This window comes from Candidatus Cloacimonadota bacterium, assembly GCA_021734245.1.
Classification (GTDB): domain Bacteria; phylum Cloacimonadota; class Cloacimonadia; order Cloacimonadales; family TCS61; genus B137-G9.
Genome location: JAIPJH010000102.1, coordinates 1 through 10903, shown reverse-complemented (window position 1 = coordinate 10903; position 10903 = coordinate 1). Strand labels below are relative to the sequence as shown.

Annotated in this window: 10 protein-coding genes; all 10 read right to left on the bottom strand. The window is 33.0% G+C overall.

Going from position 1 to position 10903, the window contains the following annotated elements; all coding sequences use genetic code 11:
- Positions 1-234 precede the first annotated feature (234 nt).
- A complete protein-coding gene (gene cas4 / locus K9N40_11950; protein MCF7815181.1) occupies positions 235-870 on the bottom strand; it encodes a CRISPR-associated protein Cas4 in 636 nt (211 codons plus the stop codon).
- Positions 867-1157 carry a CRISPR-associated endonuclease Cas2 gene (gene cas2 / locus K9N40_11945; GenBank protein ID MCF7815180.1) on the bottom strand — a complete coding sequence of 97 codons (291 nt, stop codon included), beginning with the start codon at positions 1155-1157 and terminating at the stop codon, positions 867-869. The genes cas4 and cas2 overlap by 4 nt, the downstream gene beginning before the upstream one ends.
- A 53-nt stretch (positions 1158-1210) precedes the next feature.
- A complete protein-coding gene (locus tag K9N40_11940) occupies positions 1211-1579 on the bottom strand; it encodes a four helix bundle protein (GenBank protein ID MCF7815179.1) in 369 nt (122 codons plus the stop codon).
- 95 nt (positions 1580-1674) lie between these two features.
- Positions 1675-2652, bottom strand: a complete 978-nt coding sequence (gene cas1 / locus K9N40_11935) for a CRISPR-associated endonuclease Cas1 (protein ID MCF7815178.1) — start codon at positions 2650-2652, stop codon at positions 1675-1677.
- Between the two features lie 2 nt (positions 2653-2654).
- Complete coding sequence (cas3, locus tag K9N40_11930) at positions 2655-5033, bottom strand: CRISPR-associated helicase Cas3' (GenBank protein MCF7815177.1); 2379 nt, start codon at positions 5031-5033, stop codon at positions 2655-2657.
- Positions 5011-5724: a type I-B CRISPR-associated protein Cas5b gene (gene cas5b / locus K9N40_11925; protein ID MCF7815176.1), complete on the bottom strand. Its 714-nt coding sequence runs from the start codon at positions 5722-5724 to the stop codon at positions 5011-5013. Before cas5b ends, cas3 begins: the two co-directional genes overlap by 23 nt.
- An 8-nt stretch (positions 5725-5732) precedes the next feature.
- Positions 5733-6635: a type I-B CRISPR-associated protein Cas7/Csh2 gene (gene cas7b, locus K9N40_11920; GenBank protein ID MCF7815175.1), complete on the bottom strand. Its 903-nt coding sequence runs from the start codon at positions 6633-6635 to the stop codon at positions 5733-5735.
- Positions 6628-8448, bottom strand: a complete 1821-nt coding sequence (locus K9N40_11915) for a TIGR02556 family CRISPR-associated protein (protein ID MCF7815174.1) — start codon at positions 8446-8448, stop codon at positions 6628-6630. The genes cas7b and K9N40_11915 overlap by 8 nt, the downstream gene beginning before the upstream one ends.
- Positions 8449-8630: 182 nt before the next feature.
- Positions 8631-9224, bottom strand: a complete 594-nt coding sequence (locus K9N40_11910; protein ID MCF7815173.1) for a transposase — start codon at positions 9222-9224, stop codon at positions 8631-8633.
- Positions 9225-9304: 80 nt separating this feature from the next.
- Entirely contained in the window at positions 9305-9967 is a 663-nt protein-coding gene (locus tag K9N40_11905) for a hypothetical protein (protein ID MCF7815172.1), read from the bottom strand.
- Between the last annotated feature and the right edge of the window lie 936 nt (positions 9968-10903).

The following is a 10903-nucleotide window of genomic DNA, read 5'->3' as shown; positions in this document are numbered from 1 at the left end:
GTTTCAATCCTTGGTTTAATGGATAACAAATTCAAAGGCGCTTTTTTCGTAACTATCTGAAATATATTATAATTAGATTTTGTAAAATATAATTAGATTTCAAATGAAAATTCTTATAAATGTATAAAATACACCAAAATCAGCGTCTCAGACTTTTGTGAACACCTCTATTAATCTGTAAAGAGCAGAATTGACCTTAAATTGTCAATAATTTTGTCTCAGACAAATTTTGTCTCAGACAGTACACAAATTCCGATAAGTGCAATCCAGACATTTATTTTTATATCTGGTTGCTGCCGGATAATAATTAAGATTCAAAATATCAAAGATTTCATCCACAATTTTTAATGCTTCTTGTTTCATTTTGGGTGTTATGGAAATTTCTTCCAAATGATTATTGGTGCGAATATAAACAATAAAAGCTTTCTCGACTTTCGTTTGGAAATTCTCTTCGATTAGAAGTGCATAAAGTATCTGTTGAGTTTTGTATGTTTTATATATTTTACCTTCCCAGAAAGAAAACTTATAATCCAGAGGAGCAGCAAAATTATTTTCCAGAAATAGAACTTCATCAATTCTTCCCACCAATCTGTGTTTTGCAGAAGTAAGATAAACATCCAATTGTTTATCGATACAGCCGATTTTTTTGCGAAGATATTCTTTATTCCTAACCAATTTTAACTGATGAATGTCCCTTCCTTTATTTACAAGTAAGCGTTTATGTTCGTGCTGATCGATATCCAAAACATGCATGTAATACAAAAATCTTGGGCAGAAGAGATATTCGATCACATCGGAAGGTGTGACGAAGATACTGGTTTCGTGTGGGCGACGAAATGCATCGTCGCTTTCAGTGGATGGATTCTTCATAGCAACAGAGCTTTCACTTCGTCGGCGATCAGGTCTTTATCAAATGCTTGTCCCAGAAGTTTGCACTTCTTGAAATCTTCGGTACACATAGGAAAAATATAGATAGAATCATCATCTTTATTGATAAGCTTAATAAATCCCGCAATAAGTTCTTTGCGTTGAGCATTGTTCAAATCTCCCACGAAAACGGAATATTGCACACGATAAATTCCTGCTTCTTCACAAAGTTTTGCCACCTTATTGCGAGTACGGTCTTTTTTGATGTCGTACATTACCCAGGTTAGCATTTATAACCTCCGGTTTTTGGTTCTTGGTTCTTGGTTGGTGGTTCGTAGGTGGTTCATGATCGATGTATTTTTTTCTTCAGAGATGTTATGTATTTATTAAGTTGTTTGGCAATTATTACGATTTCTTTTGTTAATTCCTGATAAGTATTTTCTGAGATCAAATTTCTTGTTCTGGATTTTCGTAACCAATCTTTTGTTTCTTCCAAAGAACCGCTACTGTAATAACAAAAATGGATATTATCTTTTAGATGAAATCTGCCATAACCTTCTGCCAGATTTGCTGAAATCGAGTCGGCAGCTTTCACGATTTGATAACCAACGGTATTGGAAGCGAACGAATTCCATTTTAAGCATAAATTCCAGATTTGATTGGAAAATTCCAAACTATTTTGATAAACATTCAATTCAGAGATATTTGCCATTTTTACTCCTTGATTTTCATACAACAATCAACAACTCAACCATCAACTACCAACCACCATCTACCAACAACCAACTTTCAACTACCAACTAACAACTAAAACTCCTTCCTCTTCCCTATCAGAAAATTAGCGAAAGCATGGGCATCAATTTTGATTTGATCGATCATTTTAATATTACGACCTTTATATTTGATGCGTTTATCAAAATGTTCCAGCAGATTGGTGATGAAAAATTTCTTTCCTTCCTCATTCAAAGTAACACCTTTTTTGATCTCATCATAAAAAGCATCTTTGATCTGCCGCCGTGAAAATAGATAGAAAACAGTTTCATCGACTAAAATTCGGAATGGTTCGATAAAATCATATACCAGGGATTTTTTATTATAATTATCCGTATGCAAAAGTCCGATGTAAGGATCGAGTCCAGCAATGATAAGAGCTTTTTCTACTTTACTATAAAGAACACCGTAACCGTAATTAAGAAAAGCATTGAAAGGATCTTTGGCAGGACGGGATGATCTACCGTTAAATGTATATCGATCCGGAATCAATAACGAAATTATCTTAAAATAAATACGAGAAATATTCCCTTCTATTCCCAGGATTTTATTTGCCAGTTCGGATAGTTGACCGTTCATATTATTCAGGATTGCTCTTAACCTGACGATTTCTTTTATTTGTTCATCAAAATTTGTACTCGGTCTTTTCTTGATGATTTCTTTGAGGAAACGAAGTTGATTATCGGTTTTGCGGTTCAGCCAGGATTTCACGAATTGCAAGCCTTCATCCTGTTGATAGATTTCCAGAAGCTTCCGCCGAATGTAGGTTGTACTACCCAGTTTGGGCAACCATACCCTTCCGTAAGGATTGCCGAATTTATCCAGAAATACAATGTCGATATTGTATTCCAGAGCAAGTTGGATAGCGTCTGTGGTTATCTGGGCAGCGTTGGAAATTACGATTGCCGAAATTCGTTTGGGAGAAATCCGCCTGGATTCATCTTCAATACGAACTTCGAACATCTCTCCTTTTTTGTGGAGATAAGTGCCGAATGTGTTTAGATAGAGCTCCATGGTTATAATAAAAAAACTGATTTCTCCGGCGGAAGAACTTTATCAATTTTGAAGCCGATTTCTTTACCGTAATATTCAGATACCCTGTCTTTTCTGAGATGATATATTCCCGAATCGTGATCGGATGGAAGGCATTTTTTGGGAATGTTGATAATAAATTCTGCTAATTTTCTTCTGGCCTTCTTCAAAGCAATCATTTTATCAAATCCACTATCCATTTCCTGAATCTGCATATAATTATCCCATAGACCTTGAGCAGTATCATCGATTTCCACAAAAACTGAAGCAGAATAATCATCATCAATTAATTTCATCTCGATTTTTTCATCATCATTCTGATACTTTAATTTACTGATTTTTTCCAAAAGATTCAAAGATTTGGCTTGGGAGTCATCCTTTTTCAATTCATTAAAATAATCATGTGATAGCTGAAAGAATTCTGATTCCTGTATAATGCTTTTTTCTTTTAGCACTTTTAATGTTTTTTGTTTTAAAAAATTTTTATATATACCCGAGGGAGCCCATGAATTCGAATCCTTCAAAGAAAACAGAATAACTTGTCCTTTAATACTATCTCTACATTCGCGATTACAGCGACCGCATGTTTGGAATATGTTATCCAGAGGTGCAAAATCACGAACTACAATATCCAAATCTATATCAACACCGGCTTCTATCAATTGTGTGGATACAATTAAGATGGGCATATCTTTTCCCTGGCTTTTTATATGGTCGATACGTTTAATTCGTTCTTTAGGAATAATATGAGAAGATAAATACAGCAATTGATACTTTGATATACTTTCATTAAAGAACTCATATAATTCTTTTGCAGAACGAATTGTATTCATTACAAAGAGAATATCCTTTTTTTGATTTATTTTCACTAAATCGAAAGCTTTTTCGCAAAATTCATCCCAATTCATTTTCTCATGAGATAAATTTGAGACATCAAGTTCTATTCTATTTAGTCTCCTAAACATTTCTTGTTTATTTTTTACTAATTCAATTATTTCTTTTTTCTCTTCGGAAAATATTAAGGGCATCGTAGCAGTTACTAAAATTATTTTTGTGTTCAGTAAAATTGATGTTTGAGATAACATTTCTTTGATTAAACTCCAGTATTCATGTGGAATTGATTGGATTTCGTCTAAAATAATTACTGCATTGCTAAACCGATTAAATTTCCTCAGTGCTGAGTTTTTATAGGAAATTAGTGAATATATGAATTGAATAAAAGTTGTAACTGTAATTCTGCTTTCCCAGCCTTCTATCAGATGAAGAGCTTTGTTGATTGAGTATTCCTGCCAAATATTTTCTTCCGAAACTGAGCGATAGAAAATGTCAGTTAAATGGTGATGTTTTAGTAAAATACTTGAATCATCCGGTAAATTAGCCGAAATTCTTATTTTTTCGAAGACATCAAAATTCTGATCAATGATCGAAGTGAATGGCAAACAATATACAATATGTGTGTGATGAAATTTTTCACATAATTTCAATGCCGCATTCAGAGAAGTAATTGTCTTACCGGAACCAGTAGGAATATTTATGGAAAATATTCTGTCATTATCTGTTATCGTTTCAATTTCATTCTCGACTTCATCGAATGCGGTTTTACGAATTATGTCGATCGGATTTAAAACGTTGTTGTCTAATTGATTCTTGAACTTGTGAACATCATAGCTGCGAAGTAATTCCGATTGTATTAATTTATCATCATTCAGAATGGCATCCGTTTTATCAGCCTGTAGTAGAATTGAGTATAAAAGATTCATAACGAAATAATACTCAATCGAAAAATTACGACATAACCGTTTTAGTTCTCTTGGAGTTCTGGGCTGAAAGTAGCTTACCGTATCTATGATAAAATCCCGATTAACGAAACTGTTAAATCCACATTCGGATATTATGCTCTTCATTTCCGTATAATCAATGGCATCAATTTGAATTAAAACATTTTCCAAATCTTTTTCATTAAAGATAATAAGTGAATTAAAATCCATAAGATCACCATGATGACGCCGAACTAAAATTAATCCGAATAATGGTAATATTAAATCATCTAATAACTCCTCTTTCAGAATGCCGAAAGTAAGCAACGCAGAAATCAATCCGTGGCTTCGCTTTTTACGACTATCTTCAGTTGATTCAACCTTTGGATTTTGGATATAATTTTGAAAGAAAGAAGTTGCTTTCCCGAAATCGTGAAAGAGTGATGTAACAGAAATCACTTTTCGTAAATCCTCACGATTAAAATTCGGAAAATCAAATTTAAGACTGTCAAACAAAGCAAGAGCTTTTTGATGAACGCCAATAAGATGTTGTTTCACCAGCCTGTCGGGATGAGATTTCAGTTTATAATGGAATGATATATTCACCTCCTACTTTTAAGACATTACCCATTTTTGCACGAATACCATTTCCATCACTATCAAATAGATACTCATCATAATGCTCTACTATTCTGCTGTTATCAGATTTCATTCGAACAGGAATATTATTGATAAATATCTTGCGATTTTCAAAATCAATTTCTTCATTTTCCCCAATCAATCTTTTAGGAATAGTTGAACATATTTCAATGAAGTCATTTTTTCTTTCTGAACTCTTTCCTTCAAACAATCCAACATATTTGAAATCAGCAATGTTCCATGCCAGCCCAAGAGAAACAGTGTAATAAGATTCGTGATTTTTCAGGTTTGCTACTAATTGCAGGAAGTGCTCCACATCGTCCCAGGCAAACCATACTCTGAATTTACCGTCTTTAATAAATTCCATTGTAGTTTGTTTGTGCTGCTCAAAACGATAAAAATGTTTTGGGCTGGTTGTTTTGAGTGTATTTATTGGTATCACTACTTTTTTGACCACTTCACGAACACCGACTGCCATCTGAAAAGATCCTTCAGGAAAATACTTCCAATATTCGTTTTTATCAAGACCAACGATTGCAGAGATCAATCCTACAATTGCCGTTCCGGTGGGTATGCTGAAAGTTTGTGGAGACATCGTTGTAAACGGCTTTTTGAATTGAGCATAATCTGCCCAAATATCAAATACCACAAAATTCATAATTTCTCCTACAGATTGAGTTTTTTCCATTCAGCTGGAATATAAATTTTTAAGCCATTATCTGCAATATATTCTACTGATTCAATATGCTTTATGTTTTCTTTGATTGCAGCAAGTAATTCAGACAAATCGACAGAAAAATCTTTGATACTGCGAATCTTCAATTCATTATCAAAATCAATTAACTTGATTTTCTTATCCAAATCACCGATGAAAAAGTTCGGTTTGTTGTAATTTATTTTTATCAATAATCGCGGTTGTTGTCCAAATTTACTGCGGCTGATCAGATTCTTAGTGCCATGCCACATCCCTTCCAAAAGCAAATTTAAATCTTCATCTTTCATCTTTGTATGCTTTGCAGCATTTTGATTAACGATTCCATGAAATGCAATAAAGGAATATGGAAGTATGTATTCCTCTCGAAAAGTGTTTTGTTTTGCACCTGCTTTGCCTGCAAATGCACCTGTACCTTGAATGTGTTTGATTTCAACTTTGTGTAATGACCGACCCATTTTAAATTGAGTCGGACCAGTAAAAGTAATTGAATCCCCACTTAATGGAAGTACTCCACCGAAAAGACGAATATCTATGCATACATCTAATATCTCATCTTTATTTTCTTCAAAATCTTTTGCCCGTAATTTTCCATCTTGCAATCCACTTTCTTTATCACCATCTTTTATGAACTTAGAATGAACAAAAATATCTTTTCTGTTCTCACCATTAAAGCCTTTATACTCGAATAAATAATCACGAATAGTTCGTTTTAACCTAACATCTGTAACGAAATTCACATTTGTTTCTTCATCTATCCTTGGTTTGTTCTCATCCAACGGATCACCATTGGGATTGGCGTCGGTTACATCATAACAAAAAAGTAACTCACTGCGGTTTCTGATAATTTCACTCATGGTTTTCTCCTTCAATTTCTTTTTTGGATTTAAAGTTTTTGTTCAGATTCATCCCCATTGCAAAGTAGAAGCTGATTTCATCAACGCTTTGGGTCTTCAACTCCGGCTCACCGGATTCCATAAATAAAGCGATTGCCTCTTCCAATTCTCGATAGTAATTTTTCTTGTATTGTTCCAGTTTTTCGATGGATTCGGGTATTAAACGTTTAACAGATCGTGCATCTAATTTCAATCCATTCAAACGCGAACGAAATGGTCTTGCATTTCTTTCTCGATATTGAATATCCATTACGTGCTGTGTTAAAACTCCAACCAAAAAGACTCCTTTCTTCCAATCGGCATTGTAAAAATCAGGATGCTTCTGGAAATAGTCTTCATACTTGTTTTCCATTTTTACCTCCACTTTTTCTTTGTTATTTTCTATTAATTTCATTTCATATAAAAATTTAAGAAATATCATTGCTTTTTCAATGTCATGATAAAGTGCTTCATTTCTGAATCCTTTAGCCAAATGTTCAGAAATCTGGTGATATATGAAAGATTTACTGATAACCTGTCCTTTAAAGATTTTGGTTGTAATATCCAGGAAGTCATTGTTGAAATCACTTGAAAAAAAAGTTTTAATAATTCCAAAATTAAAAGAAAGATTGTGAGACACTCCCTTTTTATAAAGACCTTTCAAATTTTTGAATTCATCAAAATATTCCATTTTCTCTTTTGCATTTATAATTTTCTGAAATCTTGAAGGTAAAACATCTTCAGCTTCCTGAAGGATTTTAAATTCGCTATTACTTGCTCTATAGAAAAAAAATGTAAAAGTAAATTGATCTTTTTGTTTAGCAAAAGTCTCAAATATTTCTTCTTCCAGTTCATTCCTTAACTGCTGATTCGATTCATTTTCTTTTTTTAGTGATAGGTCTTTAAACTCCATTTCAAGATCATAAAAAAAATCAAGGAAGTCACCTTTTTTTAATGTTGAAGATGGTATCATCAAATATTTATTTCCGTAGAAATATCGATCAAAATTTTTAAATAACCTATCTCGTGCAATGCGAAGATGATTTGCACAAACTGGACAAATGGGATAATTTTTCCATGTATTGCTTTTATTAAAACCTCCAGCAATGTAAGCATCTTCATTTGCTGAATAAAATTTGAATGTATCACAAAATCCAAATACTTTTTCTGATAGTTTTCCACAAATATAACAATGAGTTTTTACACCCAAAGATGAGGTATTATATTTATTGAAATATTCTTCGTCTTTAGTTTCAAGGTAATTATGGATTACTGGTTTAAAATACTCTGAATCGCCAATGAATTTATCATTAATTTTAATTGTTAATAAATTTTTATCTTCAGTAGATAAATAGTTTGGGATTTTTTCCAAAAAGTTACTTTCCATTAATTCTGATTTTTCTCGGTCAGGATTATTTTGATTTGCTTTTTTCCAGTTTTCTAATTCATAATTAAACAAAGTACTCAAAGCTTTCAGATCTGTATTTATTTCCATCGTAGATTTTAATATTCGATTTATCTTTTTCAACGATTTTTCAATCCCTTTTGAATCGATATAAACAGTTGGAAAAGATGAAACTTTATTTCCCTTTATATCTTTTAAAAGCATTAATTTGTTTTTCTTTGTGTCATCATATTCCATTATGTCGATTTCTTTAAATTCACATTCATTCTCGATTAGAGTATAACTTAATACAATAACATTTGCTGAATTAATATCGCTAATATTCATTGTATTCAGATCTTGTGAGTTTTCAGATATATACTCGCCTAAGATTTTTAATTTATTTATCATCTCTCACCTCCGTTTTTTTTGCGAATGCGACAATGCGTATTGTCGCCATGTTCCCTCGTGACGTTCGCGAACAACGCGGTTGGGTTTGGCGATGATGCGCATCATCGCTTGCGGCGAATGGGCGACGTTTGCCAACGTCGCTTTCGTGTTTTTTCACCGCAACGTCGCCTTCGTATGATCGATCAATCGATTTCATCGATGAGCTCCGGGTAATTCAATCCGGTGTATTGCCAATTTTCGGGTAACCCGTGTTTCAAAAAATTATTCATCGTATAATTCCAATGATTTGCCAAATCCTTTTGATTTCGAATAATATGATCATGAAATGATTTTTGCCATTTGAATTTGGGTAAATTGTGATATTTTCCGTGTTTTTCGAGAAATTTATTTCTTGTTTGAATAACGAAATTATCCATTTTGATTTGCCATTGAAGACAATGCGCATTGTCGCCTTCGGGCGCATTGTCGCCTTCATCATTTAATCGCACATAACCCAAAATTTTATTGGCATTTTGTGAAAAATTTCGTTTTAAAAAATGCATAATTTTCGAATAATTGGCAATCTCGTTGTTGGGTTTAATCAATAAATGGAAATGATCGTAAATCAAACAAAAGGCGATTAATAAAAATTGTTTCAATTCTTTGCATAATTTGATTTCCTGTATCCATAATTCACATAATTGAGATTCTTTGAAAAATTCAATTTTATCATGCACAGCACAGGTGATGAAATAAATATTATCACCGTAAATGCGTTTCTGTGAATTTCTATTCATAATCTCTTTTCTCGTTTTGGCGAAAATACGCATTGTCGCTTTTGTGTTTTTTCATCGCAAGTTTGTCTTCGGTTATATGCTCAACGCACATATTCCACCACACCAAAACCCCGTGCACTTTGTTTTCCCAATCCCAGAAATTCGGGAATATGGAAATTGGTAGTAAAATCTCCGGAGAAACAAAGCATTTTGCGGTTTTTAAAATTTACCTGTCTGGGTTTGAAATAACCTTCCACCTTGATTTCTTCGATTTCCTGTATCCAATAATCAAATCCTTTGGAAAGCGTTTTGAGATTTTCCCTGAGAATATGTTTCAGGAATTGCTGCTTCTCGAACTTGTTTTTATCATTGTATTTCAAATAATTACTTTCATTAAGAGCCATCCAGGGAGAAGAAAAACGGTAATTAATGAATTCATCAGATATTCCAATCTTTACAGCTTTCAAGGTGATTTCCTTTTCATGTAGGTTATAAACCCGATTATCGATGATAATTTCATCCAGAGAAAAGAAAAGTCTTTTAAGTATCTCAATTCCATTTTCTATTCCAATAAGTGCAGGATGTTTATTGATGATCCTGTATTGAATCTGTGGAAATTTATAAGAGAAACTACCATCTGGTAAATGATTATGGAATTCTGTATCTTCCGGAAATTTGTTTGAGAAGAAGCCTCTAAGCTTGGGAATTTGAGATGGGAAAAGGGTTACTGAATTAAAAATTACTACTAAAATTTTCTTGTTCATCTAAATACCTTTATAGAATAATTTTTCGACCGATGCTTTTGTTTCGAATTATTGTAGAATCAACAAGATAAATTTAAGTTCCGCAAGATGACTGAAACCAACAATTCAGTTACCTATAATCAGTCTATGATGCGCTTTTGAGAAAAGTCGCATCAGAAAATATGAAAAATTTGATTTGAGACAAAGATTTGTCAAGGAAATTGGTAAGAACACTCATCCCCCCCCCCATTTCCAAACATTGTAGCATCGTAAAAATATCCTCCGGAAGCCTCAATATTGTGGCTTCTTCTAATTGACACATGATGAACAAAAGGTTTATAACTTTCAACACCAATAATCCAACAATTAGCTGCATAATCCATATAAATATTAATACCTTGGTAATAATTTGGATCTATTATTTGTAAATACTGACCTTGTTCATTATACCATTCAATAACTGTTCTACGAAGAAGCGATACAGATGTTGTCTGTTCTATTTGCGCTTCTGCAATTCAAATCTCATCTTGACTTAGGGGAAAGCTATCAGTTCTAATTATTTTCAAATCTTCGATTCCTGAATTAGTAATCTCATTACTACTATCACCAATAAAATTAATATAAATTATGATAGATTTATTTCTTTGAATGAAGCAAAGAAATGGATTAAGAAGAAATAGAAATAAAAGAAAATTCTAACCGATGTATTTTCCTTATGAAGAATTGAAAGATTAGGAAAAATTCATCTCGTTGGTTTTGTTTTTGCTTCGCGAAGAGTAAAAAATCATCTGTTCGCGTTTGCTTTGCAAGCCACGAATAAATGGCACGCCCGAGAGGATTGCATTTCAAAGAAACACTGTTTCTTCTCTGATGCGCTACTTCGCTGCTAAATTTTCGTAAACTCAAATTCAGATTCACGCTCGTGGTCGAACTCGTGCAGGAAGAAGGGGTTCGCAT

What these genes read in the sequence shown, in the direction of transcription:
- cas4 (MCF7815181.1), bottom strand. Translation starts at nt 870, where the DNA reads ATGAAGAATCCATCCACTGAAAGCGACGATGCATTTCGTCGCCCACAC.
- cas2 (MCF7815180.1), bottom strand. Translation starts at nt 1,157, where the DNA reads ATGCTAACCTGGGTAATGTACGACATCAAAAAAGACCGTACTCGCAAT.
- K9N40_11940 (MCF7815179.1), bottom strand. Translation starts at nt 1,579, where the DNA reads ATGGCAAATATCTCTGAATTGAATGTTTATCAAAATAGTTTGGAATTT.
- cas1 (MCF7815178.1), bottom strand. Translation starts at nt 2,652, where the DNA reads ATGGAGCTCTATCTAAACACATTCGGCACTTATCTCCACAAAAAAGGA.
- cas5b (MCF7815176.1), bottom strand. Translation starts at nt 5,724, where the DNA reads ATGAATTTTGTGGTATTTGATATTTGGGCAGATTATGCTCAATTCAAA.
- cas7b (MCF7815175.1), bottom strand. Translation starts at nt 6,635, where the DNA reads ATGAGTGAAATTATCAGAAACCGCAGTGAGTTACTTTTTTGTTATGAT.
- K9N40_11915 (MCF7815174.1), bottom strand. Translation starts at nt 8,448, where the DNA reads ATGATAAATAAATTAAAAATCTTAGGCGAGTATATATCTGAAAACTCA.
- K9N40_11910 (MCF7815173.1), bottom strand. Translation starts at nt 9,224, where the DNA reads ATGAATAGAAATTCACAGAAACGCATTTACGGTGATAATATTTATTTC.
- K9N40_11905 (MCF7815172.1), bottom strand. Translation starts at nt 9,967, where the DNA reads ATGAACAAGAAAATTTTAGTAGTAATTTTTAATTCAGTAACCCTTTTC.